Annotated in this window: 23 protein-coding genes; 9 read left to right on the top strand and 14 right to left on the bottom strand. The window is 60.3% G+C overall.

What is annotated here, in order from left to right; all coding sequences use genetic code 11:
- The first annotated feature begins 84 nt into the window (after positions 1-84).
- The 4 genes from JKG68_RS18800 to JKG68_RS18785 are packed head-to-tail and all read left to right on the top strand — an operon-like array spanning position 85 to position 4,179.
- Positions 85-1,068 carry a quinone oxidoreductase family protein gene (locus JKG68_RS18800; RefSeq protein ID WP_202062615.1) on the top strand — a complete coding sequence of 328 codons (984 nt, stop codon included), beginning with the start codon at positions 85-87 and terminating at the stop codon, positions 1,066-1,068.
- 10 nt (positions 1,069-1,078) lie between these two features.
- Positions 1,079-2,257 carry an acyl-CoA dehydrogenase family protein gene (locus JKG68_RS18795; RefSeq protein WP_202062612.1) on the top strand — a complete coding sequence of 393 codons (1,179 nt, stop codon included), beginning with the start codon at positions 1,079-1,081 and terminating at the stop codon, positions 2,255-2,257.
- Positions 2,258-2,268: 11 nt separating this feature from the next.
- A complete protein-coding gene (locus JKG68_RS18790; protein ID WP_202062610.1) occupies positions 2,269-3,360 on the top strand; it encodes an acyl-CoA dehydrogenase family protein in 1,092 nt (363 codons plus the stop codon).
- 12 nt (positions 3,361-3,372) lie between these two features.
- Complete coding sequence (locus JKG68_RS18785; protein ID WP_202062608.1) at positions 3,373-4,179, top strand: enoyl-CoA hydratase/isomerase family protein; 807 nt, start codon at positions 3,373-3,375, stop codon at positions 4,177-4,179.
- A 44-nt stretch (positions 4,180-4,223) separates the two neighbouring features.
- Here the strand turns inward: JKG68_RS18785 and JKG68_RS18780 are convergent, their stop codons facing one another.
- From JKG68_RS18780 to JKG68_RS18770, 3 genes are all read right to left on the bottom strand, one after another.
- Positions 4,224-5,771, bottom strand: a complete 1,548-nt coding sequence (locus tag JKG68_RS18780; protein ID WP_202062606.1) for a FadR/GntR family transcriptional regulator — start codon at positions 5,769-5,771, stop codon at positions 4,224-4,226.
- 176 nt (positions 5,772-5,947) lie between these two features.
- Positions 5,948-7,540, bottom strand: a complete 1,593-nt coding sequence (locus tag JKG68_RS18775) for a GMC family oxidoreductase (RefSeq protein WP_202062604.1) — start codon at positions 7,538-7,540, stop codon at positions 5,948-5,950.
- A gap of 31 nt (positions 7,541-7,571) precedes the next feature.
- Entirely contained in the window at positions 7,572-8,372 is an 801-nt protein-coding gene (locus JKG68_RS18770; protein ID WP_202062602.1) for a shikimate dehydrogenase family protein, read from the bottom strand.
- A 371-nt stretch (positions 8,373-8,743) separates the two neighbouring features.
- Here JKG68_RS18770 and JKG68_RS18765 point away from each other — a divergent pair, with 371 nt between their 5' ends.
- Positions 8,744-9,955 (top strand): ABC transporter substrate-binding protein, encoded by a 1,212-nt coding sequence (locus JKG68_RS18765; RefSeq protein ID WP_202062601.1) that lies wholly within the window; start codon positions 8,744-8,746, stop codon positions 9,953-9,955.
- 88 nt (positions 9,956-10,043) lie between these two features.
- Here the strand turns inward: JKG68_RS18765 and JKG68_RS18760 are convergent, their stop codons facing one another.
- The 4 genes from JKG68_RS18760 to JKG68_RS18745 form a co-directional block, all read right to left on the bottom strand.
- Complete coding sequence (locus JKG68_RS18760; RefSeq protein WP_202062599.1) at positions 10,044-11,051, bottom strand: phosphotransferase family protein; 1,008 nt, start codon at positions 11,049-11,051, stop codon at positions 10,044-10,046.
- A 70-nt stretch (positions 11,052-11,121) separates the two neighbouring features.
- Positions 11,122-12,723, bottom strand: coding sequence for an AMP-binding protein (locus JKG68_RS18755; protein WP_202062598.1), 1,602 nt, complete (start codon positions 12,721-12,723; stop codon positions 11,122-11,124).
- A gap of 63 nt (positions 12,724-12,786) precedes the next feature.
- Positions 12,787-14,007: an acyl-CoA dehydrogenase family protein gene (locus tag JKG68_RS18750; RefSeq protein ID WP_202062595.1), complete on the bottom strand. Its 1,221-nt coding sequence runs from the start codon at positions 14,005-14,007 to the stop codon at positions 12,787-12,789.
- A 10-nt stretch (positions 14,008-14,017) separates the two neighbouring features.
- Entirely contained in the window at positions 14,018-14,782 is a 765-nt protein-coding gene (locus JKG68_RS18745; protein WP_376773174.1) for an SDR family NAD(P)-dependent oxidoreductase, read from the bottom strand.
- A 157-nt stretch (positions 14,783-14,939) separates the two neighbouring features.
- On the opposite strand from JKG68_RS18745, the gene JKG68_RS18740 reads away from it, so the two are divergent.
- The gene (locus JKG68_RS18740) at positions 14,940-15,701 is read left to right on the top strand and encodes a TetR/AcrR family transcriptional regulator (RefSeq protein ID WP_312890871.1); all 762 of its coding nucleotides are present in this window, start codon (positions 14,940-14,942) and stop codon (positions 15,699-15,701) included.
- Positions 15,702-15,737: 36 nt separating this feature from the next.
- A complete protein-coding gene (locus tag JKG68_RS18735) occupies positions 15,738-16,439 on the top strand; it encodes an IS6 family transposase (RefSeq protein WP_202062593.1) in 702 nt (233 codons plus the stop codon).
- 125 nt (positions 16,440-16,564) lie between these two features.
- On the opposite strand, the gene JKG68_RS18730 is transcribed toward JKG68_RS18735, so the two are convergent.
- The 7 genes from JKG68_RS18730 to JKG68_RS18700 all read right to left on the bottom strand — a co-directional run bounded on the left by JKG68_RS18730 (position 16,565) and on the right by JKG68_RS18700 (position 23,472).
- On the bottom strand, positions 16,565-17,437 hold the full coding sequence (locus JKG68_RS18730) for an isocitrate lyase/PEP mutase family protein (protein ID WP_202062591.1): 873 nt from the start codon (positions 17,435-17,437) through the stop codon (positions 16,565-16,567).
- 30 nt (positions 17,438-17,467) lie between these two features.
- The gene (locus tag JKG68_RS18725) at positions 17,468-18,232 is read right to left on the bottom strand and encodes an SDR family NAD(P)-dependent oxidoreductase (protein WP_246515586.1); all 765 of its coding nucleotides are present in this window, start codon (positions 18,230-18,232) and stop codon (positions 17,468-17,470) included.
- 155 nt (positions 18,233-18,387) lie between these two features.
- Complete coding sequence (locus tag JKG68_RS18720; RefSeq protein WP_202062589.1) at positions 18,388-19,050, bottom strand: GntR family transcriptional regulator; 663 nt, start codon at positions 19,048-19,050, stop codon at positions 18,388-18,390.
- Positions 19,051-19,204: 154 nt separating this feature from the next.
- Positions 19,205-20,224, bottom strand: coding sequence for a TRAP transporter substrate-binding protein (locus JKG68_RS18715; RefSeq protein WP_202062587.1), 1,020 nt, complete (start codon positions 20,222-20,224; stop codon positions 19,205-19,207).
- 22 nt (positions 20,225-20,246) lie between these two features.
- On the bottom strand, positions 20,247-21,530 hold the full coding sequence (locus tag JKG68_RS18710) for a TRAP transporter large permease (RefSeq protein WP_202062585.1): 1,284 nt from the start codon (positions 21,528-21,530) through the stop codon (positions 20,247-20,249).
- Positions 21,527-22,057 (bottom strand): TRAP transporter small permease, encoded by a 531-nt coding sequence (locus JKG68_RS18705; protein WP_202062583.1) that lies wholly within the window; start codon positions 22,055-22,057, stop codon positions 21,527-21,529. Before JKG68_RS18705 ends, JKG68_RS18710 begins: the two co-directional genes overlap by 4 nt.
- On the bottom strand, positions 22,054-23,472 hold the full coding sequence (locus JKG68_RS18700; protein ID WP_202062582.1) for an FAD-binding oxidoreductase: 1,419 nt from the start codon (positions 23,470-23,472) through the stop codon (positions 22,054-22,056). The genes JKG68_RS18705 and JKG68_RS18700 overlap by 4 nt, the downstream gene beginning before the upstream one ends.
- Before the next feature lie 153 nt (positions 23,473-23,625).
- Here JKG68_RS18700 and JKG68_RS18695 point away from each other — a divergent pair, with 153 nt between their 5' ends.
- Positions 23,626-24,522 (top strand): dihydrodipicolinate synthase family protein, encoded by an 897-nt coding sequence (locus JKG68_RS18695; RefSeq protein ID WP_202062580.1) that lies wholly within the window; start codon positions 23,626-23,628, stop codon positions 24,520-24,522.
- Between the two features lie 168 nt (positions 24,523-24,690).
- A complete protein-coding gene (locus JKG68_RS18690; protein ID WP_202062578.1) occupies positions 24,691-25,611 on the top strand; it encodes a ribokinase in 921 nt (306 codons plus the stop codon).
- The last annotated feature ends 187 nt before the right edge of the window (positions 25,612-25,798 follow it).

Here is a 25,798-nt window from a genome sequence, read left to right as displayed (position 1 = left end):
CGGACCAATATGCGTGTTGTCGCGGCTGCGGTCTTCGCGTTTCCTTCATTCACGCGGCCACTCGCCGCGATGAGGACTGATGCCATGCCGATCGCCCGTGAGGTCAGAATCCGCGCCTATGGCGGCCCTGACGCTTTAGCCGTTGAAGAGGTGGAGCTGCCCGCCCCGGGACCAGGGCAGGTGCTGCTGACCCAGCATGCCGTGGGGATCAACTTCATCGACGTCTATCACCGCAAAGGCGTTTTTCCGATTCCCCATCTGCCGGGCGCTATTGGGGTCGAGGCTGCGGGGGTCGTGGAGGTGGTGGGCGAGGGCGTGACCCGTCTGAAGCCAGGCGACCGGGTCGCCTATGCGGGTCCGCCCATCGGCTCTTATGTGAGCGCACGCCTTATGGCTGAGAAGAGCCTTGTGAAGATCCCAGACGCTGTTGGCTTCGAAGAAGCCGCGGCGCTGATGCTACAAGGCATGACCACGCACATGTTGCTCACCCGCGTGCGCCCGGTGGCGGCAGGCGATACTGTTTTGGTGCACGCGGCGGCTGGCGGGCTTGGGTTGCTCATCACGCAATGGGTGAGGGCGCTCGGCGCGAGGGTCATTGGCACCGTCGGCTCCGAGGCCAAAGGAGAACTGGCCCTGAGGGCCGGCTGCTCAGATGTAATTCTGTACCGCGAGCAGGACTTCGTGGCCGAGATAAAGCTCCTGACCGACGGTGCGGGTGTCGAGGTCGTCTACGAGGGGCTCGGGGGCAGCATTCTTGAACGTTCCCTCGACTGCCTCAAGGCGTTCGGATTGGCGGTCAACCTCGGACAGATCGGCGACGGCTTGGCAAAAGTCGATCTCGCTAGGCTCGGCCCTCAACGCTCGCTCTCCGTAGCCGTACCTGGGGTCTTCGCCCATCTGCGCACCCTGCCGGATTTGCAGGCTGGTGCGGATGAGATGTTCGCCATGATCACCTCCGGGAAGGTGAAAGCCACCGTGGGCCTACGTCTTCCCCTCCAGGATGCCGGCGAGGCGCACCGCCAGCTTGAAGCCGGCGTGACGTCCGGCTCGCTCGTGCTCGTGCCATAAGGAACTTGCCATGGACGCTTTCTTCACCGCAGATGAGATAGCCTTTCGGGACGAGGTGCGCGCATTCATCCGAGAGAACCTGCCCACCGATCTGGCGCAGAAGACCCGCGACGGCATCCATCTCGCACGGGAGGACATGGCGCGCTGGAACACCATCCTGGATAAGCGCGGGTGGGCCGTTCACCATTGGCCTACCGAGTATGGCGGTCCTGGATGGACGCCGATCCAGCGGTTCATCTTCGAGGCGGAATGCGCGAGCGCGGACGCTCCGCCGCTGAGCGTGTTCGGCCTCTATTTGGTGGGGCCTACCATCTACACCTTCGGCTCTTCCGAGCAGCGGGCGCGCTATCTGCCGGGCATCCGCTCCGGCGAGGCGTTCTGGTGTCAAGGCTACAGCGAGCCCGATGCAGGCTCGGATCTAGCGGCTGTGCGCACCACCGCTCGCAAGGTAGAGGGGGGCTGGATCATTGATGGGTCGAAGGCATGGACCTCGGAAGGGCATTTCGCGGATCTCATGATCTGCCTCGCTCGCACGAACCCTAACGTGAAGCCCCAGACCGGTCTCTCGCTCTTCATCGTCGATATGAAGGCCAAGGGCATTTCGCTTCAGCCCGTGATCACCATCGACAGCGGCCACAGCGTCAACACGACCTTCATGGACAGCGTCTTTGTGCCTGACGACGGGCTGATCGGCGGGGTAGACAAGGGTTGGACCTATGCGAAATTTCTCCTGAGCCACGAGCGCACCAACAACGCGCAGGTGCACCGCTCCCGCCGTGAGTTCACCAGGCTCAAGGATCTAGCCGCGGCACTGCCCGGCTCCGGAGGAAGACGCCTCATCGACGAGCCGGCTATGTGCCGGCGCTTCACTCTTGTCGAGGCGAATCTCGTGTCCCTTGAGGTCACCGTTTTGCGCATTCTGGCCGATCAGACCGAAGGCCGCGAGCCTGGTCCGGAGGCCTCGATAGTCAAGATCATCGGCTCCGAGCTGCAGCAGCGCATCACCGAGCTCGCCATGGAGGTGCTGGGGGAGGAGGGAGTCAAGGTCGAGCACGAGGGCGACAGCCTGCTGGCTCAGGAAGCGCAGGGCTGGACCAAGCGTCACCTGTTCCGCCGCGTCGTGACCATCTACGCGGGCAGCAACGAAATCCAGAAAACGATCATCGCGCGTAGCGTGCTTGGAATGTAAGGGGAGGGAACATGCGGCGCTCAGAACAAACCCGAGCGGAGGACACGTTACTTCGTGACACCTCTCGCCGTTTCCTTGAGGATACCTATGCCTGGGACGAGGGCCGCTCGCGCCGGGCGGACCGCGCCGACCACTGGCGCTTTGCAGCGGAGCTGGGTTGGTTCGCCTTGGGCCTGCCGGAGCGACTGGGTGGCCTCGAAGGCGACGGCAACCAGCTTCTTTCCATCCTGGAAGAGGCTGGCCGCGTCCTTCATGATGCTCCGCTCCTCGCCAACGTGCTGCTCGCCCCAAAGGCTCTCTCGGCCATGAACGAAGCCGTGGCGATACCTCTCGCGGAAAAGCTGGCCGCAGGCGAAATCCGCTTCGCCTATGTGCCGGACGGCAGCGTGCACCTCTCCCGCAGCACCATGCGGTTGGAAGGGAGGAGCGGCGTTGCCTTGGGTGCCGCTGAGGCGACCCACTGGCTGGTCGCCGTAGGCTCCCGGTCTGTCGACGGGGCCAGCCTGCTCCTGCTGCCGGCGAACGATGCGGTGCGCCGCACGGACTTTAGGCTCATTGACGGGCGCAGCGCATCCACCCTTCATTTTGAGGATCTGGCCATTCCGGACGATGCGGCACTCGCCCGTGGAGAGACGGCCTTCAGGCTGCTCGAAGACTTAAACGATCGCGCCGTGATCGGAGGCTGCGCAGAGGCCTTCGGGGCCTTGGAGGGTGGGCTTGGGCTCACGGTCGATTACCTTAAGCAGAGAACCCAGTTTGGTGCGCCGCTTTCATCCTTCCAGGCGGTGCAGCATAAGATGGCGGAGAGCTTCTGCGAGATCGAGCAGATGCGCTCCCTGCTGTTATGGGGCGCGGTGGCCTTGGACGCCTCGCCTGACGAGCGCGCGCAAGCTGCCTCCGCCCTGAAGGTTTTCCTGGGACGCGAGGGGCTGACGGCGGCGTCGCGCTGCATTCAGGTGAGCGGCGGCATTGGCCTGACCGAAGACTACCGCATTGGCCACGTTTACAAGCGCCTTCAGACCGTCGCCGCTCTGTTCGGCTCCACGGAGGCGCATATCGCCCGACTCGGCGACTTGTTCATTCCCTCAACCCCTCCAGCATGAGACGTCACAATCATGAAGCGCATCCCCATCGAAGAACGATATGAAACCCTGAAGGTGGAGCGCCAGGGGCGGCTTCTCACCATCACCATGAACCGGCCCGACTTCCTCAACGCCTCCGACAAGGTGATGCACGAGGAACTGGCCGAGGTCTTCTACGACGTGGCAAGCGACCGCGACAGCGACGTGGTCGTTTTCACGGGCGCGGGGCGGGCCTTCTCGTCAGGCGGCGATATCGGCTGGATGCAAGAGATGATTGACCAGCCGGAAACCTTCGAGCAAACGGCCCGCGAAGCCAAGCGGATCGTCTTCTCCATACTCGACTTGGAGAAGCCCCTAATCGCGAAGGTCAACGGCCACGCCACAGGCCTGGGCGCGACGCTTGCGCTATTCTGCGACGTAATCTTCGCCTCCGATGAGGCGAAGATCGGAGATCCACATGTCTCCATCGGGTTCGTAGCAGGGGACGGTGGGCCGGCCATCTGGCCGCAACTCATCGGCTACGCGCGGGCGAAGGAATATTTGATGAGTGGCGAGCTGATCCCAGCCAGCAAGGCGGCCGAAATGGGCCTGATCAACCATGCGGTTCCGGCCCAGGAGCTTGATGCGGCGGTGAACGCCTACGTCCAGAAGCTCCTCCACGGGGCTACCAAAGCCATCCGCTGGTCGAAGATTGCCACTAACATTGAGCTGAAGCGCATTGTTCACGGCGTGATGGACGCAAGCGTCGCCTACGAGGCACTGTCGAACCGCACGGACGACCATCAGGAGGCGGTCAACGCCTTCCGCGAAAAACGCAAACCGGTCTTTACCGGAAAATAATGTGAAAGAGGCGGCGTTTGCCAATGAAGGATGCGCCGCCTCTGTCAGTGCAAGGCGCTGTCCCAGGGCGAGGCGGGGCCACAAGCCTGCTCAAAGCGGCTGCGGAACATTTCGAGGTGCGTGGTCATCGCCCGGCGCGCACCCTCGGGGTCACGGGCCAAGATGGCGCGCACGATGTCCTCATGCTGGCCCAGCAGGAGTTCGTTGCTGCCCGGATCCACGAAAAGCTCGGTGAGGGTAAAATCGAAATAGGCCGAAATCGCATCGCGCAGCACTTCTGTGATATAGAGGTTGACCGCGCTGCCGGTCGCCCGGGTGATCGTGAGGTGAAGCTGAAGGTCCAGGTCGATCTTGCGCCGTGCCGCCGCGATAGGGCGGCGCATCTCCGACAGAATGCGGCGCATGTCCGCAAGATCCGCCTCGTTTGCAGTCACGGCTGCCCGGGTGGCGGACCAGGTTTCCAGAAAATGCCGGAGGGAGCACAGGTCACTGAAGTTGCGGTAGCTCTGCAGGCTCAGCTCCTGCAGGCTCAAGGTTTCGCTCGCATCAACGACTTCTTCGGCATGGGTGCCGCTGCGCGCGTGCGTCGATACGAAGCCCTGCTTCTTCAGCTGGGAGAGAGCTTCCCGAACGGTCATGCGGCTGACTCCGAATACGTCCGCCAGCTGGCGCTCGCTCATCAGCCTCTCTCCGGGCTTAAGGCGCTGGCGCGCCATCATGGCGGCAATCTCCCGGGCCAGACGGTTGCGCAGGTGATCCGGATGGCTCACGAGAAGCTCTTTCAGAAGGTCAGCTTCGAGATCTACCGGCACATTGCACGAGGCTCTGACGCCTGGGCGTTCCCGGAGCAATGCTGCGCGGGCCTCCATAGCAGTCGCGACCGCGGGCAGGTCGCGCTCCTGCAGGGCGCGGGCGAGGCGGGCCGATGCGGCGTGCATCTGCCGCGTGGCGGATGCGGTGTATGCCCTCGAAGCGTCGCGCCAAAAATAGCCCTCAAGCCCGCGTACGAGATGGCCGATGAGCAGGCGGAACGTCTCGCTTCCAGATGCGTCCGCAATGGCGAGGCGCAGTTCAACTTCCCGATCTGCAAGCTTGGCAGGTGAGGGCACTGAAGTCAGAAGCTGGATGACCTGATCGATCTGCTCCGGTGTGCTTTGCACTACGGCGCGGGTGAGAGCCCATCGGTCAAGCTCGCCGCAGATCTCCTCAAGATCCCGCAGGTTGGCCGTATGCGCCGCCGTGAGGCGGTCGAGGCACTGAGTCTTGTCGCGGTCTGCCACACGGGTGCCTGAGCCCTGAACCGATTTCAGGTAGCCCTCGGTCTTCAATCGGTCGAGGGCAGCACGCACGCAGACGCGGCTGACCGAGAGGGCTTCGGCGATATGCCGCTCCGGGGGCAAACGCGATCCAGGCTGCAGGCGGCGGGACGCGATGAGCATCAGGAGCCGCACAGCCAGGCGGTCGGAAATGGCGGCTTTCCTCTGGGTCTTCATGCGCATGGAGCCAGGACGTCCAAGGCGCGAGAGGTTTATCGGGCACGGCGACTCGCCGCGCAGCAGGGATAGCTGCAGATCGAGAGTCCGGTTAGGCATCGAGGCGTCCTTCTCCCGTCGGGCTCTTCGACCGGCCCTTCGACGAGATTAGGCGGAAAAGCACCTTGATGGGATACGACTTTGTTCGAATATCTATGCGCAACAATATTAGTGCGCTTTCGCTTAAAACGCTTAAGCTGAAATCCACCGTGAGGTCGTCCGACCCGAACGCCGCATTACCGGCGCTCTGCCGTAATCAGGTCGGCAGCTTTTTCAGCAATCATCATCACGGCGGCCTGCGTGTTGGCGGACACAATAGTGGGCATCACAGAGGCATCAGCAACGCGCAAGCCTTCCAGTCCCCGAAGCTTTAGGCTTGGATCCACCACGGCCTCGGGTCCGTGGCCCATGCTGCAGGTGCCGACCGGATGGTAGATAGTCTGACCGTTGCGCCTAGCGAAATCGAGCCACTCCTCGTCGGTCTGGACGTTCGCTCCCGGGTTCATCTCGAAGGCCCGGTAGCGATCCATCGCCGGCTGCTCGACAATGCAGCGAGCAATGCGCATGCCGCCCACAAGGGCCTCTTGATCGGTCGGCACGGACAAAAAGTTCGGGCGAATGGCCGGCGGTTTCCTCGGGTCGGGCGACTTGATGTGAATCGTACCCCGCGATTCTGGTCGCAACTGTGTGACGCCTATCGTCATGCCGGGCTCCCGGTCGAGCGCGCGGGTGGCAGCGTCGCCGTAGCTGGCGTGCATGAAGAAATACTGCACATCCGGCGTGCTGAGTTCTGGCCGCGTCTTGACGAAGCCATGCGCCAGACCGGTCCCGAGGGTTAGAATGCCCTGGCGACGAAGGAGATACTGCGCGACGGCAAGCCCGAGGCGCCAGCCGCGGGTACGCTCGTTCAGGGTGATCGGCAGCTTCACGCGCCAGTTCATCCGCGTTGCGAAGTGGTCGCTGTAATTCCTGCCCACGCCCAGCAGATCATGAAACACCGGAATGCCCGCTTCGCCAAGAACCTGCGGATCGCCAACGCCTGAAAGTTCGAGGAGGTGCGGCGTCTGCACTGCGCCTGCGGTGAGGATCACCTCCGCCCGCGCCTTCGCCTGCCGCTTCTGGTCGCCAAGGTAATAGGTGACGCCGGTTGCGCGCCGTCCCTCAAAATCGATGCGTGTTACATGCGCATCCGTCAGCACCTTTAGGTTCGGGCGGGAGAGAGCAGGGCGAAGATAAGCGTCGGCAACGCTCCAGCGCCGCCCTCCTTTCTGGGTGACTTGGTAGTAGCCGAAGCCTTCTTGATCATGGCCGTTGTAGTCGGGATTGGCCGCAAACCCTGCCTCGACCGCCGCGCGGATAAAGGCGTCCGCCATTTCATGGCGCGCTGCGACACGCTCGATGCTCATCGGACCGCCGCGGCCGCGCACGTCTCCGCCACCCTTAAAATTCTCCAGCCTTCGGAAATAGGGAAGCACGTCCTGAAAGCTCCACCCAGTTGCTCCCATCTGAGCCCAGGTATCGTAATCCAGTGCCTGCCCGCGCACATAGATCATACCATTGATGAGGCTTGATCCCCCTAGCCCCTTACCGCGTGGCACTGCGATAATGCGGTCATAGACATTGGGCTCCGGCTCTGTCTGGAAGCGCCAGTTGAACTTGTCGCCGCTGAGAAGTTTGCTGAAGCCAGCCGGTATCGCAATCCAGATGTGTTTTCCTTGCCCGCCGGCCTCAAGCAGGAGAACGGTTCGGCTCGAGGAGGCACTCAAGCGTGCAGCGAGAATACACCCTGCGGTTCCGCCGCCAACAATAATGTAATCGAACACGTCCACCGCAGCGCCCCGCCAAACAGGTTGCCAAGAACTATTGACCTACCTTCAAAAAATCAGCCAGCAGAGCGATTTGGCTTTGCAACATGGGCAGGCCAGGATGAACGAGGCAGCCTTTGCTCCGAGCCACAGCCATCAATGGCGTTTCCGCTGGTTTCATGATGATCTCCGCCACGATACTGCTTGGCGCGAGTCTGCTGACATCGAATGGTAAGGGATCCGAGGTGCGAAGTCCGAGCGAAGTAGCGTTGACAAGGAGGTCGTGGCCGTAAGGAACATTGGTACCAACGTCCACACGCAGGTCAGGATGGTACTCCCGAATTCTAGCACATAGTTCCTGTGCCTTACTTGTCGTCCGGTTTGCCACAGTCAAATGACTAACACGTGCTTCTGCAAGCGCGAAAGCAATAGCATTGGCTGCGCCACCAGCCCCAGCCAAATATATCCTCTTACCCGCTGGTTCTATGCCACCAAGACGGAGACCAGAGACAAACCCTTCACCATCGAGCATATCTGCTACAAGACGGCCGTCATCTTCTCTTCGCACAACATTGACCGCCTCAATGCGCCTCGCGCGTTCAGTAACCTCATCGCACATACCAATCATGCGGACCTTGTGCGGCACCGTTACAATGAGGCCTCCGAGGTTTCTCACGCGGCGAAGGCCATCAATGCAAGCGGCAAAGTCGTCCTTGCTGATATGAAGCGGGACAAGCACACCATCCACACCCCGCGTTAGTAGGAGGTCGTTGAATGCCTGCGGTGTTTGGACGTGCTGGATTGGATCGGCAATGATGCCAAAAATCTTGGTAGCTCCACTAATCTTTGAAGTCATGCACCACCATCGATATACCAAAGTTGTTCAGGATTTACGTGAAGAATCGTGGGTATCTGGACCAAGATCGCATGCATTAATCTTATTGCAGGTGCAGATGTTAGTAATAGAAATATCTGGTCTGACTCAAATACCAATACCGGAGCAACGGGCGCGAAGAGGTGTATCATATTCTAGGGTTCGGCGATTAACACGCAGATCCGCTCAAATAAGCTACCGGTAGCCTCTGGGGCTTCGGGTAATAGCAGAGCTACCATCTTGCGGAGCCCAGTTGAGACCTGCCGGGTAGCCACGAGGATTGAATAGCCTATCTGAGTCAGGCAGTGTAAATTGTTCGCTGAAGAGAAAAAGAGCAACGGGAGGAACGACTGATGAATTCAACATTGATTTCACTGGCTGTTATTGTTGCCGGGCTTGCTGTCAGCACAGCTCAGGCGCAAACTTCGATCAAGCTCGGTGTCTTGAGCGACCGATCCGGTGCCTACTCGGATATCGGCGGTGAAGGCTCCGCTGTTGCCGCCCGTATGGCGGTGGAGGATTTTCTGGCCAAATCGGCAAACAAGGGCATCAAGGCTGAGGTGATTACCGCCGACCATCAAAACAAGCCGGATGTCGGCTCCAGTGTCGCTCGGCAATGGTATGATCAGGAAGGGGTCGATGTGATCCTAGACGTACCAACGTCCTCAGTCGCCCTAGCGATCAGCCAAATTACTCGCGACAAAAACAAGATCTTTATCAACTCCGGCGCTGCGGCCTCGGACCTCACCGGTTCGCAATGTTCGCCCAACACGGTCCACTGGACCTACGACACTGTACAACTCGCGAACGTGACCGGCGGGGCTATGGTGAAGCAACAGGGCGATACTTGGTTCTTTATCACGGCGGACTATGCATTTGGGCATGCGCTCGAGCGCGATACATCCGCGGTGATTCAGAAGAATGGCGGTAAGGTAATAGGCTCTGTCAGAGCTCCATTCCCAACATCAGACTTCTCGTCCTTCCTCCTGCAGGCTCAATCCTCAGGAGCCAAGGTGATCGGACTTGCTAACGCGGGCAGCGACACTGTCAACTCCATCAAGCAGGCCGGCGAGTTTGGTCTGACGCAGAGGGGGCAGGCTCTCGCCGGATTGCTCGTTTTTGCATCTGACGTAAAAGCCCTTGGTCTCAAGACGGCACAAGGCCTTGTCCTGAGTGAGACCTTCTACTGGGATCTGAATGATCAGACTCGAGCCTTCTCCAAACGCTTCGGAGAGCGGTTCGGTGGCAAGATGCCGACCATGGTCCATGCAGGCGTGTACGCCGGCGTTCTCCACTATCTCAAGGCTGTTGAGGCCTTGAACAGCAAGGATGCCCAGCAGGTGATTGCCAAGATGAAGGAAATGCCAACCGACGATCCACTCTTCGGCAAAGGCCGCATTCGTGCAGACGGTCGCAAGATCCATGATGCCTACCTCTTCCAGGTCAAAACGCCGCAAGAATCGAAGGGAGAATGGGATTTGTACAAGACAATCGCCACGGTTCCTGGTGATCAGGCCTTCCGGCCGGAGGCGGAAGGCGGCTGCCCTCTGGTAAAGAAGAGTTAAATCAACGGTGCAGGGTAGGCGCTAACGCTGCGCCTACCTCCTTTGCCGGAACGCCCGCCTTAAGTTTCGCTTGGTACGACTACTGATCTTATCCATGGCCGCGCAAGACAGCCATTGCGTGTTGTGCAAACCGACCGGACAAAGGGCCGACCTTCTCCGCCTCGGCATCGGCAGCATTGCCGGCCTTCGCCCGTGCCGCGATACCCTCAAAGATGACCGCGAAACGAAAGAGCGCGAAGGCCATATGGAAGCTGGTCATGCGTAGATTATGGTGGGTGGCGTCATAGTAGGTCTTCACGAAATCGGCCTCAGTTGGGAGGCCGAGCGCAGCCAGATCCAGACCGTGGAGACCTCCGTACTCCTCAGGCCCAGAGTGCCAGCCTATGCAGGCGTGGGCGAGGTCAGCCAAGGGATGACCGAGCGTTGAAAGCTCCCAATCGAGGATCGCGATTACCCGCGGCTCGGTCTCATGAAACATGACGTTACCGACGCGGTAATCCCCGTGCGACACGCCCGTCGCATCATCCTCCGGAATGTTCCCGGGCAGCCATGCGATCAGGTACTCGATGTTGGAGTCGTCACGGGTACGAGAGAGTTCCCACTGCTTCGTCCAGCGGGATATCTGGCGCGTGAAGTAGTTTCCTCTCTTGCCATAATCGGATAAGCCCACAGCGGCCGGACTCACATTGTGAAGGGCAGCGAGCGCCTGTGCCAACGACCTGTACATCTGCCCGCGCTCCTCCACGGTGACGCCCGGCAGAGCGGCATCGTGGAACACGCGGCCCTCAAGACGCTCCATAATGTAGAACAGGGTCCCAATAACCTCGCGGTCGTCGCAGTATAGAACCATGGCAGGCACCAGAACGCCCACAGTCCGCAGCGCCGCCATAACCCGGTATTCGCGATCGACAGCATGGGCCGATGGCAGCAGGTTGCCAGGCGGCTGCTTGCGTAGAACTAGCCGGCGGTTGTCGTAGCTGACGAAGAACGTCGGATTGGACTGCCCGCCCGAGATGCGCTCCAGGTGCATCAGTCCTTCGAGGCCAGGGATCGAGGTGCGCAGGAAAGCGTCCAGACGCTCGGGGTCGAACTCCATTGCGTTCTCCTTCGTGGCAGCAAGTCTTCCGGTTATCGCCGAGGCCTCGGCATGCACGTTCCTAGAGCCCTCAGGTTTCACCCGAGGAGCGCAATTCCGACCTGAGCTGGAATTTCTGCACCTTGCCGGTTGCAGTCTTGGGAATGGATCGAAACACGAACTTGCGCGGGATTTTAAAGCCGGCCAGACGGGTGCGGCAGAAGGCAGTAAGGTCCTCGGGTGTCGAGGTCATGCCGTCCTTCAGTTCGATGAACGCGCACGGGATCTCGCCCCACTTGTCGTCGGGTGCTGCAACGACTGCAGCGAGCAGAACGGCCGGGTGCTGATGAAGGACGCTCTCGATTTCGAGGCTCGAAATATTCTCGCCGCCGGAAATGATGATGTCCTTGGACCTGTCCTTAATTTCTACATAACCGTCTGGATGTCGGACGGCCAGATCGCCGGTGTGGAATTCACCTCCGGAAAAGGCTTTGTCAGTCGCGGCCTCGTCGCCATAATAGCCCGCCATGAGTGTGTTGCCGCACAGCATGATTTCACCGCCCGATACTCCATCGCTCGGCACATCCGCGCCTTGCGGATCGACGACCCTCACACGGCTCGCCGTGAGGTGGCGAACGCCCTGCCGGGCGAGGGCGCGTGCCTTGTCTTCGTCGTCCGTCAGGTTCCAGTCCTCACGCAGTGCGCAGAGGGTCGTGGGACCGTATGACTCGGTGAGGCCGTACAGATGGATCAACTCGAAGCCCAAAGCGTCGAGTTGCTTGATGAGTGCGCTGGTTGGCGATGCGCCTCCGGTTGCCAGGAGCACGCGGCGGGAGGGCTCGCGCAGGCTCCTGTCCGGATGGTTGAGTAACATGTAGAGAACCACCGGCGCACAGGCGAGATGAGTGACCCGGTGCTCCTCGATGGCGCGGAAGATCAGCGGTGGTTCCACCCGCTCCAGGCACACATGCGTTCCCCCCGCCGCGGTGATCGCCCAAGTATGGCACCACCCATTGCAATGGAACATGGGCAGCGTCCACAAATAAACCGAACTGGTGTTGAAGCTCAGGGACACGACATTGCCGAGCGCGTTCAGGTAAGCGCCCCGGTGATGGTAGACCACGCCTTTGGGGTTGCCTGTCGTGCCTGAGGTGTAGTTGAGGCAGATCGGTTGCCACTCGTCTGTCACGGCATCGCTCGCGATGGGCTCGGGCTCCTCGCTCTCAACGAGGGCATCGAAGCTTTCATCGTCCCCTGAACTACCCGATAGGAGCAGCATGCGCACATCTAGGCCGAAGGCGGCCTGTCGCACCACGTCGACGCAGGTCGGATCGACGATGACGATACGGCTTTCGGAATGCTTGAGAATGTAGGTGACGGTGCTAGCGTCGAGCCGGGTGTTTATGGTGTTGAGCACCGCGCCGGTCATGGGAACGGCATAGTGAGATGCCAGCATCTCGGGACGGTTCGTCGACATGATAGAAACCGTGTCGCCGGGCATGATGCCCGAGCGGCGAAGCATGGCGGCAAAGCGCCCGACGAGATCGCCGAAGGCGCGGTAGGTGTATTGCTGGTCGCGCCAGATCACGGCGATCTTCTCGGGATAGATGGAGACCGTACGTTCCAGAAAATCTAGCGGGGTCAGCGGTCTGAAGTTAGCTGCGCGCGGGGCGAGGTGCTTCTCATGCCTCATGTCGACCAGTCCCAAGTTCCAAGTGGCGCCCCTTCGACGAGCTTAATCGCGTTACCTCTCTCTTCAAGAGGACGCCGCATTGGTCTCGACAGGCCAGTGCCAGAAATCCGAACCCTCGGAGGTGAGGAACCGGTTGAGCACCATGCGGTGCACCTCGTCCGCTCCGTCCACCAGGCGAGCTTGGCGCGCATAGCGGTAGATCCACTCCAGAACCGTGTCCTTGGAATAGCCGCGCGCCCCGTTGATCTGGATGCCGGTGTCGGCGGCCTGATGCAGCACGTTCGCCACGTGGAGCTTGGCCATAGAGACTTCCTTGCGGGCGAAGCTGCCTTGGTCGAGCTCCCAGGCCGCCCTCATAACAAGCATGCGGCCGATCTCGATCTGAAGCGCAAGGTCGCCCAGCATGAGCTGGATGCTTTCTCGGTCGGCCAGACGCTGGCCAAAACCCGTGCGCTCAGCCGCATAAGCTTGGGCAATTTCCACGCTGCGCTTTGAGAGGCCGAGCCAGCGCATGCAATGGGTCAAGCGGGCAGGACCTAGACGAATCTGTGTGGCCTTGAGACCCTGGCCCTCACCGATGAGCACGTTCTCCTCCGGGATCTCAAGCCCGGTGAAGGCAATCTCGCAGTGGCCGCCGTGCTCCTCAGGCCCCATGATGGGAATCCGCCGCAGGATCTCCCAGCCCGGCTGGTCCTTGTGGAACAGGAAAGCCGTCAAGCCATAACGTGGGTCGTCTGACGTGCGGGCAATCAGGATAAAGTGGCTGGCTTCGCCGGCTCCTGTGATGAACCACTTGCGCCCATGCACCACATAGGTGCCGCCCCGCTTCTCTGCGCGGGTCTGAATCATGCTCGGATCGGAGCCACCGCCGGGATGAGGTTCGGTCATGGCGAAGGCGGAGCGCACGTCACCGCGCACGATGGGCTGGAGCCAACGCTCCTTCTGGGCAGGTGTGCCCACAACCTCCAGCAGCATCATGTTGCCGTCGTCGGGAGCCGCGGAGTTGAACACGACAGGACCGAAGATCGAGCGGTTCATCGCCTCGTAGCACACCGCCATGCCGACCTTGTCGAGGCCGGCGCCCCCAGTTTCCGGCTTGAGCTGGAGGCACCAGAGGCCCTCGGCCATGGCCTTCTCCCGCATCCGCTGAAGCAGCTCAAGGCTGATGTTCTCGTGCTCGTCGAAGGAGGCGGGGGCGGACTCGAGCGGGATGAGCTCGTGCTCCACGAATGTGGCGATCCGCGAGCGGTAATCCTCGATCTTTGGTGAGATGCGGAAGTCCATAAGGTTGCCTTTAGAGGGTGGACACGAGATGGCCGCCGTCGACCGCAAGCGTCGCGCCGGTGATGTAGGAGCCTGCATCGGAGCAAAGGAGCAGGAGCGCGCCGTCGAGATCCTCAGGCCGCCCGAGGCGGCGTTGAGGAATGCGCTTGACCATGGCCTGACCCGCCCCGCTGGCGAAGAAGTCCTGATTCAAATCGGTTTCGATATAGCCAGGGCAGAGCGCATTGACCCGAATGCCGTAGCGCGCAAGCTCGAGCGCCATGGCTTTGGTAAGCTGCACGACGCCAGCCTTGGAGGTCGTGTAGGGCGCAACATGGCCTGCAGTACGCAGGCCCAGAATGGATGCGATGTTGACGATGACGCCACCCCGGCCTTGCGTCTTCATGAGACGCGCCGCTCCTTGAGCGACGAGGAAGTTGCCTTTGAGGTTCGTGTCGACCACCTGATCCCATTCCTGCTCGGAGAGATCGAGAACGGACCGGGTCGTGGTGACGCCGGCATTGTTGATGAGGATGTCGAACCCACCCATCGACTCGATATCGGAGAAGAGGCGGCTGACGCTGGCGCTGTCGGTCACGTCAAGCTGCATTGCGCTGGCCTGCCCACCCGCGGCGACGATCTCGTCGCAGAGGCTCTCTAGGGGTGGCGTGCGTCTCGCCGCAACGATAACTTTCGCTCCAGCCCGCGCTAGAACTTGCGCGAAGTGGCGGCCAAGCCCACTGGAAGCTCCTGTCGCAAGAGCCGTGCGGCCGTTCAGGTTCAACTCCACAGGCACAGGCGTTCCTCCACGCTATTTTTTGAGCGAGCGCTCGTTTTTTTCCCGATTTAGATGCTATGAGAGATAGAGTGTCAAGGGAAAGATTGATTACCAAGCGCCCGCAGGATACTGCTTCTGGCAGACGCGGCGTCTACCATTCAAGGAGACCTGTTTCGTGGCCTTCGAGCTTGCATCGGCTCGGGAACCAAACTCGTCCGCGAGATCGGGAAACATCGTGTCACTCAAAGCTTTTCAATCGGAATACGACTTCTCGCTTGAGGCAATCTGCGCTCGCATGCTCGACAGGCACCGGGACACGATTCGCACGCAGAAGCCGCACATTGCCGTTACGAAGCTTGCCCGGATCATCCAGTCCACTCTAATGTTGAGCAATCGTAAGGGCTTCCATTCCATGAGCCTGCGGGAGCTCGCTACAGCGTCCGGGTTAAGCATGGGCGCGCTCTATACCTATTTCGACAGCAAGGATACGCTGTTGATGATGATCCTGGGGGAAGTGTCGTCGGCCGTGTCCTCGGCCCTTGGCTGCCCGCCGGCATCACTCGCGGACGATCCGGTGCGCCGCCTGCGATGGCTGCTTGAGACCCATGTCTACCTGACCGAAACTATGCAGCCTTGGTTTCTCTTCGCCTATATGGAAGCTAAAGCCTTCCCGAAGGAGGGGCGCGAAAAGGCGAGGCGCAGCGAATTGGCCACCGAAGCCCTGATTTCCGATGCTCTTGCTGACGTGGTCCAGCGCAAGCAGGCCTCCGTGCCCAATGTTGAACTAACTGCGGCGCTCATCAAGCCGCTGCTGCAGGATTGGTATGTGAAGCGTGGCAAGTACCGTCGCCGCGGCGTCACGCCCGAGCAATATGTGGAAGCGGTTACAGGTTTTGTGGAAGGCGCTATATCACTTCGGAGGGGGATGTCACGGTAACTTTTGGTCAGCGGCTTGTGGCTTAAGAGCCGCGGCATGACCAATCCCATCAGCTACAAGCGCCATCGGTTTCCGTCCCAGATCATCGCCCATGCTGTCTGGCTGAACTTCCGGTTCCCCCTGAGCCTGCGGCTTGCGGAGGAGATGCTGCTTGAGCGCGGCATCGTCGTGTCGTACGAAACGATCCGCCGGTGGGGCAGGAAATTCGGATCGGATTATGCCCGGCGCCTCCGTCGCAAGCAGCCGAGCCCTAATGACGTCTGGCATCTTGATGAGGTGGTGATCAGCATCGCGGGTAAGAAACACTGGCTCTGGCGGGCTGTCGACCAGGACGGATACGTGCTCGACGAGATTGTCCAGAGCCGGCGCAACACCAAGGCGGCCAAGCGCCTGCTGACCCGGCTGATGAGAAAGCAGGGCATGGCGCCCAAGCGCATCATCACCGACAAGCTCCCCTCATATGGGGCCGCCAGGAGGCAGGTCATGCCAACGGTCGAGCACCGGTCTCACAAAGGCCTGAACAACAGGGCTGAGAATTCGCATCTCCCACTGAGAAAGCGGGAGCGAATGATGCAGGGCTTTCGATCTTTGGGAGGTCTGCAGCGGTTCACCTCGGTCTTTTCAGCCGTCAAAAACCTGTTCGTTCCGCCCCATCCCCACCGCTCTGCCCTCGCCACCTACCTTCACCGCCTTCAGGCTATGGCGGCTTGGAAAGCCGCGGCGGGAGTGCTCGCCTGAAATCAACAAAGCAGGGGTTGTTGCGGGCTCCTCAGGTTAACGTGACATCACCGTTGGAGGGCCTCGGTCACTGGTCCGCTGACGCCTTTTCGACTGCGTCGCCGTCTTCGAACGCATGCGGCAACTCAACATTCTGACCACCCAAACTGGTTGTCCAGCGCTTCATAGTCAGCAAGACCCGTAATCTCGCTGAATTGCGCGTAGGTGACCATGTGACCGAGTCTGTTTCTCGGCGTCCCGTCGCGCTTAAGAGCACTGAGTGTGTCGTCGATCGCCCGAACCGCCGTGAACAGAGTCGAGAGCGCGTAGAATACAATGCTGAAGCCCATATCCTGCAGTTCGGCTGCGGTAAGGGCCGTCGTCTCGTTGCCATCGACAATGCTGATGACCTTAGGTCCGGCAACACCTCGAGCGACTGCCTCAACCTCGGCAATCGCCTTGATCCCGTCGACGAAAACGAGGTCAGCCCCCTTATCCTGATAGAGCCTCGCGCGATGAATGGCGCCCTCAATGCCCTCGCTTCGGATGGCATCCGTGCGTGCAATAAGCAGCATGTCTGACCCTTTGCGAGCTTCGATCGCACAACGCAGGCGGCGGACATTTTCCTCAGCGGAAATCACCCGGACACCGGCGCGTTGGCCGCAGCGCTTTGGAAGCTTTTGATCCTCTAGGTGGATCGCTGCAACACCTGCCTGGATGTATTCCTCGACAGTTCGCGTGATGTTGGCAGGGCCCCCATAGCCTGTATCCGCATCCGCAATAATCGGAATGCTGACGGCGCGGGCCATGTCACGTGCGTGGGTGGTCATCTCCGTTTGGGTGAGCAATCCTATATCCGGCAGGCCGAGGCGGACCGCTGTAGCCCCAAAGCCCGTCATGTAAATGGCCGGAAAGCCCGCTTTTTCGATCAGCCTCGCCGTGAGAGGATCCGGCGCACCGGGAGCTTGAATGATCCGTCCTTCTTGTAGAAGTGCTCTTAGTTCCTTTGCCTTGGTCATCTGCCGGGTTCCTTCTCATATTACCTTAAGTCAGCGGCCACCTGAAACATCGAGCACGACGCCCGTGATATAGGCAGCATCACGCGAGAGCAGCCAAACCGCAGCACCGGCCACCTCCTCGGCTGTTCCAAGTCTCTTGAGAGGAATGAGGTTGGCCATTGCGTCGATACTAGCCGGATCGGCGAACACATCCTTTTGGATTTCAGTGTTGATGACCCCCGGAGCCAAGGCATTCACGCGAACATGTGGCGCCAACTCCTTTGCCAGGGCATGGGTAAAGGAGCTCATGGCGCCCTTTGTGGTGGCATAGGCGATGTTTCCGACCATACCGCCGGTTCGTGCAGCGATCGAAGACAGATTGACGATGGAACGGTCTGAACTCGTGCGCGGTGTGCGGATGAATGCGCTCGAGACGAGGAAGGCGCTCTTTAGGTTGACGGCGAGCACGCGGTCCAGTTCGGCCTCGTCAAGATCCTCGACAGTCATACGGTGCCCGATGATGCCGGCATTGTTGAGGAGATGGTCAATGCCGCCCCATGCCTCGGCAACTTCCGTAGCAGCAAGATCGACAGCGTTCCTATCGGCAACATCGACTGATTGAGTCAGGACCCTGTTCCCGTAGCGCTCCTTGCACTCCGCGAGTCGGTCCTCCCGAATGTCCCAAATTGCGACTCTTGCGCCGAACGTGATGAGTTTGTCGGCAACTGCTTTACCAATGCCTGACGCGCCACCGGTCACCAGGGCTACCCGATCGGTAAAGAAGCTCATTGGCGAATTGTTTGGCGCGTACTGCAAGTTCGTGTCCTCTGATTGGCCGCTGGGAAGCGCCCGAGCAGCATGTCCGTTTGCCTTCGTGAGCGAAGGCTCCAATCCATCCTCCGGGTGCTCTCGGCTTCACTTTCCAGCCGCAGACTTCGTGAGTCATAGACGAGAGCTGAGTCTTTATAGGGTCAGAGGCGCAGTGCTTCAGTGTAGGTCTTGGCGGTTCCGGTAACGTGGGTCTGCATCAGGCGGTCAAATTCTTCAAAATCACCCTGCTCGAAGAGCTTGACCAATGAGCTGTGCTCCTTGAAAGAACGGGGTGTCTGCACGTCGATTGGCGCGCTGTAGTTAGTCCGCAACGCCGCAATGCGTCCCGCGACCAGACGGTAGGCTTCCTGCACATACCGGTTACTGCAATGGTTGATGAAAGTGTCGTGGAAAGCCGTGTCGGCATGACCGTAGGCAACCTTGTCTTTCGCCTTTACGGCATTTTCCATTTCGCCCATTACGGCTTTGAGGTCGGCGAGTGTGCCAGCGCGGTCGTTCCGGTAAGCCAATCTAGCGGCCTGAGGCTCTAGGATGAGGCGGAACTCGCAGAGCGTCGCAATGTCTTCAGCGTCTGGGCTGAAGACAAAGCTTCCGACCTGAGGGCGGATCACAACGAGTCCCTGCAACTGCAGCTGGTTCAGGGCTTCCCGGACCGGGGTACGGCTAACCCCGAAGGACTGCGCCAACATCTCCTCGGCGATGACAGCGCCAGGCGGAAACTCGCCCTCGATAATCGCCTGCCGCAGGCGCGCGGCTACCTTCTGAGCCAGAGATTGTGACGGTTCGATCTTCAATGACGGCATGGCAGGATCCGTTTACAGGCGATCGCCGCCGTTTGAAGGAGATCCGAGCCAGGACGCCCTGGCTCGCGGCGGCACGCCTGAGATATGCCCGGTGGTGGTCGGCTACAAGCCGTCCCACCACCGGGCCGAATGGCTCCTGACGGGAGCCGTTGCATCAATTGCCACGGATGCGCTTGAGTTCACCGAAAACGAGATCAAGCGTTTCGCGGCCGATCGATGCCGCATGGCGGTCGTTGATCACTCTTAGCTTGTCGCGCATCCGGGCCATCTCCTCCGGGGCGATCTCGTTGATCTGCATTCCTTGGCTCTTGAGATTGGTGAGGCTGACCTCAGCCTTCTCACGATTGACCTTGCGCTGCTCCTTTTGACCCACGGCGGCACATTCCTTGAGGACGTTCTGTTCCTCCGGCGAAAGACCGTCCCACACCTTCTTGGAGAACAACACCAAGGTTGGGCTATAGGCGTGCTTGGTCAGCGTGAGGTACTTCTGGACCTCATAGAACTTCATATTCTCGATGTTGTTGAAGGGGTTCTCCTGACCATCGACGGTTCGGGTCTCTAGGGCCGAATAGATCTCCGAGAAGGCGAGCGGCACAGCGTTGCTGCCGAGCTCCTTGAACGTGTCGATGAAGATGTTGTTCTGCATCACACGCATCTTCACGCCGGAAAAGTCCTCGGCTTTCGTGATAGGGCGGCGCGAGTTGGTGGTGTGGCGGAAGCCATTCTCCCACCAAGAAAGGTTGACCGCGCCGACGGCGGGCAGCTTGTCCGAGAACCAAGCGCCAACCTTTCCGTCGAGCAGTTGGTCGGCTTCCTTCTCGTCATTGAACAGGAAGGGCAGATCGAAGACGCCGAAAGCCGGGATGATCGAGGTCAGCGGCGCGGTCGAGGTCAGCACCATCTCAAGGGATCCGGTCCTAACACTCTGAGTCGCGGTGAGGTCGTTGCCGAGGGCTCCATCCCAGTAAGGCTGGATCTTCATCTTGCCGCCCGTTTTTTCAAGCGTGCAGGCGCCCATAGCGGCGAGGCCGTTCCCCATTGGATGTTCCTTACTGACGCCGTTTGAGACGCGGATCGTCCGGTTCTGGAACTGGGCGTTGGCCGGCACCGCGGCGAGGAGCGCCGCGGCTGTGATGGCTGCCGTAATACTGGTTCGTGTAATAAGCATGCGCATTGTCTTAATCCTCCCTATGGATTTATGGGCGCGTGAGCCAGGCGAGTGGAACCATGACGAGATCGGGGAAGAGCACGAGCAGGAAAAGCACGATGAGCTCCGCCCAGAGGAAAGGCCACAGGCCCTTCATCAGCTCGTTCATGGAGATGTTGGCGACCCCGCACATAACGTTCAGCACGATGCCGACGGGCGGGGTAATCAGCCCAATGGCATTGTTCATGATGAAGAGGACACCGAAATACACCGGATCGATGCCCGCCTGCTTGATCACAGGCATCAGGACCGGCGTCAGGATCATCAGCGTCGGCGCAAAATCGAGCGCAGTGCCGACGATAACCACGATAGCCATGATGACGAACATCAACAGGATCTTGTTATCCATAAAGGGGCTGAGCATCGTCGCCACCTGTTCGGGCAGCTCCGACAGAGTGATGAGCCAAGCCGAAATCAGCGCGGTTGCAATCAGGAAAACGATCACGGAGGTGCTCTTCGCGGATGCAACCAGGATCGGGTAAAGCTGGCGCAGGGGCAGCTCTCGGTAAATAAAGGCGCCCACCACAAAGGCGTAGACACAGGCAACGACACCAGCCTCCGTTGGAGTGAAGATACCGAACTTGAGTCCGCCGATGATGCCGACTGGCATGATCAGCGCCCAGATACCATCAATGCCGGCGCGCAACCGAACACCCCAGTTCTGGCGCGGCAGGATTGTGACCTTGTCACGGCGCGCCACCCATAGCCAAGCGAGGACGAGGGAGAGGCCCATCATCAGCCCGGGTACGATGCCAGCCAGGAACAGCTTGCCGATCGAGACATTTGCGATGACGCCAAAGACGATAAGGCCGATCGAAGGCGGGATCACCGGCGCGATGACACCACCGGCAGCGATGAGTCCGGCGGAGCGCGGTACGTCGTAGCCGGCTTGGCGCATCATGGGAATGAGAAGCGCGCCGATGGCTGCCGCGTCGGCCGCTGCGCTGCCTGAGATGGCGGCCATCATCACGGAAGCGAAGATGGCCACGAAGCCGAGGCCGCCCCGAAGGTGGCCGACGAAGGTCAATGCGAAAGTGACAATCCGCTTCGAAATGCCGCCTGCGTTCATGAGCTCACCAGCCAGCATGAAGAACGGGATGGCGAGCAGAGGAAAGCTGTCGGCACCCTCAACCAGCTTTTGCGACAGGATCGTAGTGTCAATATTGCCTTGGAGCAGCATCAACGCGATGGCGCAGACGAACAGGGCAAAGGCGATTGGCATGCCCAGCATGATCGCCCCGAGCAACGAGCCGGTGAAGATTGCAATCGTCATCGGTCTGCTCCTCCGGCTACGGGAATGGGGTGAATTTCCTCGTTCTCGCTGATATCGATCAGTTCGTTATCGCGGATCCGGCCCGTGGCCACACGCCAGAGCTTAATCAGCGCGTGCGCGCCGATCCCAAGAGCTGACACATAGGAAACTCCATAGACCCAGATCATCGGGATTTCCGTGACAGGTGCCATGGTGCTGGCGTTGACCTCGTGCTGAAGCCATGTGCCCCAGAACAGCATGGCGCAGCAGATCAGGATCAAGCTTTGGCTCAGCGTGAAACAGATAACCTTGCCTCGGCGTGACAGGGTGCGCACGAAACCGTCCATGCCGAGATGAGAGCCGTCGTGCATTGCCACGACTGCGCCGATAAACGTGATCCAGACGAAGAAAAAGCGAGCGAGCTCTTCGGAAACCGTGATCCCGGAATTGAAAGCGTACCGCAGGACCACGTTGCCGAAGACCATCACGACCATAGCGGACAGCATCACAGCAAGCAGTGCCTCGATGGCCTGGAACACCCGGCTCATAGCGAAACAACCTTGCCGGGGTTGAGCAGATTTTCAGGATCAAGCGCCCCCTTCAGGACACGCATGAGCGCGATCTCGGTTTCGCTGCGGGCGTGACCCAGCCACTTCTTCTTCATTGTGCCGATGCCGTGCTCGGCTGAAACACTGCCGCCCAGCTCGCGCACGAGGCCGTAGATGATTGTGTCCATCGCCTCTTTGGGCTGCTGCTCAAGCGGCAGGCCCGGCACCCACGCGACGAGATGAAGATTCCCATCGCCGATATGCCCGTAATAGACGCTCTCGCACCCGGAGATACCCTCCGCGAGGGCTGCCTTGCATCGGGTCGCGAAGACATCCATCTGCCCCACCACGAGGCCGATATCATAGGAGATATGAGGTCCCAGCGCGGTGCCGAATTCGGCGCAGGCGTCGCGCACCGCCCAGAAGTCCTTCACCTGGGCATGGGACTGGGCGACTGCAGCATCCGCCAGGATGCCGCTTTCCATCATCTCTTCGAGCCAGGATTGGAATCGCGCGGAGTCGGTCGCCTCATCAGATCCGTGCGTTTCGATCAGCACATAAAAGCCATGGCCGGACGAGATCGGCGAACGCACCTTCAGCCGCTCTGTAACGACCTGCCAATAATCCGGCCACATCACCTCAAACGCCGACAGAATGGGGCCGAGCCCATTGCGGGCGCCGGCAAGAAGCGCAGCAACATCCTCATAGCTGGAGAGGGCGCAAAGCGCTGCCATGCTCGAACGCGGCTTCGGGAAAAGCCGTAGGACCACGCGAGTAATGATGCCAAGTGTGCCCTCCGACCCAATGAAGAGGTGCTTGAGATCGTAACCGGCGTTGTTCTTCAAAAGCTTGTTCAGGTTCGTCAGCACTGTTCCGTCCGGCAGGACGACTTCGAGTCCGAGAACCAGTTCGCGTGTCATACCATAGCGGATGACGCGATTCCCACCCGCATTGGTCGAAAGGTTGCCCCCGATCGCGCAGGATCCACGCGCGCCGAGATCCAGCGGGAACAGGAACCCCGCTTCATCGGCGGCCTTCTGCACAACCTCGAGCGGGGTGCCTGCCTTGACAGTCATGGTTGCACTGACAGAGTCGATCTCCTCGATCCCCACCATGCGCTCAAGGGAAATCGCGACCCAGCCTGGCTCCGGGGTCGCGCCGCCGCACAAGCCGGTCAGTCCGCCTTGGGGCACAAACGGCAGTCGAGCCGCACGGCAGGTTGCGACGGCACGCGCCGCTTCCGCTGTATTGCTTGGCCGCAAGACAGCAACGGGCTCACAAGGGGTCTTGCTGCTCCAGTCGTTCCTGTTGCGCAAAGGAATGTCGTTGCCGGTCAGGACTGCCTGAGCCCCAAGCTCGACCTTCAACTCCTCGAACGCATCCTCCACGGAACGAAATGGTTCCACCGCATTCATGATTGGCGTCTTTTCTTGTATGTAAGGTACTGTACCTTACTAGCAGCAGATGCTATGTCAAGGCAGGTGCCATACTGCCGCAGAAGCATTGCTGCGGTTCAGTTCACAACCATCAAAGGAGACCCGGCCGGGAGCCGGAGCAGAGGAAACTTTATGACGTTAGCGACACCCAAACGGTTTGGCCTTTCTGCGGCGCTGACGACGCCGTTCCGGCCTGACGGCGCCATCGAATTGACGCGCTTGGCCGGTCACGCGCGCTGGTGCCTTGACCAGAGTTGCTCCAGCGTCACAGCCTTCGGCACCACCGGCGAAGGTGCCTCGATCGACACCTCTGGCCGCGAGCAGGTGCTGGGCGCGCTCGCAGGCGTTGGCGTCGAAGGGCGGGATGTGGTGGTCTGTGTGGCTGCCGCGTCTGTGCAGGAGGCCGTCGTCCAAGGCCGCATGGCCGCGGATTTTGGCGGCCGCAACCTTCTGCTGCCACCTCCCTTCTACTTCAAGGGCGTCAGCGACGAGGGCCTGTTTGCCTGGTTCTCCCAGGTGCTGGAAAAGCTGGGTGCAGCCGCGGGCGGCGTCCTTCTTTACAACATCCCCTCGGTGACGCAGGTGGCCCTGTCGGTCGAGTTAATCGGCCGCCTCAAGCAGGCGTTTCCGGGTGTAGTCACGGGCGTGAAGGACTCCTCCGGCGATTGGGCCTACACCCAGAGGCTCCTGTCAGTCCACAGAGATCTTGCCATCCTGATTGGCGATGAGCGCTACCTTGCAGAAGGTGTGCGCCTCGGGGGCCAAGGCGCAATCTCGGGCTTAGCCAACGTCTGCCCACAGGCCCTTCTGCCGCTGGCGTGTGATGGCCGAGGGGACGAGCGGATCGACAGCTTGGTAGAAGAGGTGCTCAGGTATCCGGTGGTGCCGGCCGTGAAGGCCCTCGTTGCCTACCGGAGCGACGACCGCACCTGGCTCCGGGTGCGTGCGCCATTGGTGGAGGTTGGCGAAGCGGAGGCTTCGCACCTGGGAACTGTGTACAATCATCTGTTTGCGGCCAAGGCAGCCTGACGGAGAACGACACGGGGACCTGTTCCCGTCCACAACTCGACCACCTTGCGCAAGAGATTCTTGAGAAGCCGTTGAGCTGCGCCTGCTGGCCCGCGACATCCGTCCGGGCCAGTTTAGTGGGCAGCGGTAACTCGCTACCCCAACCGGGCCGTTTACAGGTGTTTGCAGATGATTCTTGTGTTTGGTTCGATCAATGTTGATCTCGTTGCCCGCGTACCCTCAGTTCCGCGCCCGGGCGAAACGGTTCTATCCCGAGGCTATGAGACGCTTTTCGGTGGCAAGGGTGCAAATCAGGCGGTTGCTGCTGCGCGCGTGTCACAGCCCAATACGGTGATGATTGCGGCCTGCATCGGCGACGATGCATTCGGTCGGTCCGCACGCGATAACCTCGCCCGCAATGGCGTGGCGACGGGCCTGATTAGGGTTGGCACTGAGCCGACCGGCTGTGCATTCATCACTGTTGATGAACTCGGCGAAAATGCAATCACGGTTGCCAGCGGGGCCAATGCTACTCTGACCGCCGACTCAATCCAGTCCTTTTCTGTCGATGCCCATACAATCGCTGTCTTCCAGATGGAGGTTCCGTTGTCTGGCGCCCTCAGTGTCGCTCGGAGTGTGCGGGCTGCTGGAGGGCACAACATCTGGAACTTCGCCCCCGCTCCGTCGACATTCCCTGCGACAGATCTCTCGGACCTCCTTGAGCTGGCGGACATCTTCGTTGTTAATGAGCACGAAGCCTTATCCGCCGCTGCCATACTCGGACATGGCGCCACCGATCTACAGGAGGCTGGGAAATTTCTGTCGCGGACCGGCTGCATCTGTGTCGTTACGGCGGGCGCACGCGGAGCTTTCGCATTTCATTCTGACGGGCGTTGCGAAACGGTGGAAGCAGCGCTCATTCGGCCGATCGATACGACGGGTGCGGGCGACACGTTCGTGGGTATATTAGCGAGTGGCCTTGACGAGGGAATGTCATTCACGAAAGCGCTCGAACGAGCTTGCCACGGAGCATCGCTGGCTTGCCTTGCTCCGGGTGCTCAAGCCAGCATGCCATCACGTCAGCAACTCGGCTTGGAGGCCCTCGGATAAATTGTCCGAGATGAGACATCGACTGCATCAAGACGGAGTGGGAAGGGTGTCTATCTCATACGAAAGACACGTTCCCGCTCCCATAGGCCATCGCTACCTTTAAGGATTTAACGAATGAAGCTTCTTGTGTGTGTGAAGCGGGTTGTGGACTACAACGTGAAGATCCGGGTGAAGCCGGACGGGTCGG

Source organism: Microvirga aerilata, assembly GCF_016743775.1.
GTDB classification, from domain to species: Bacteria; Pseudomonadota; Alphaproteobacteria; order Rhizobiales; family Beijerinckiaceae; genus Microvirga; species Microvirga aerilata.
Note: the sequence above shows the minus strand (reverse complement) of the source record. Positions and strands in the feature narration are given on the sequence as shown.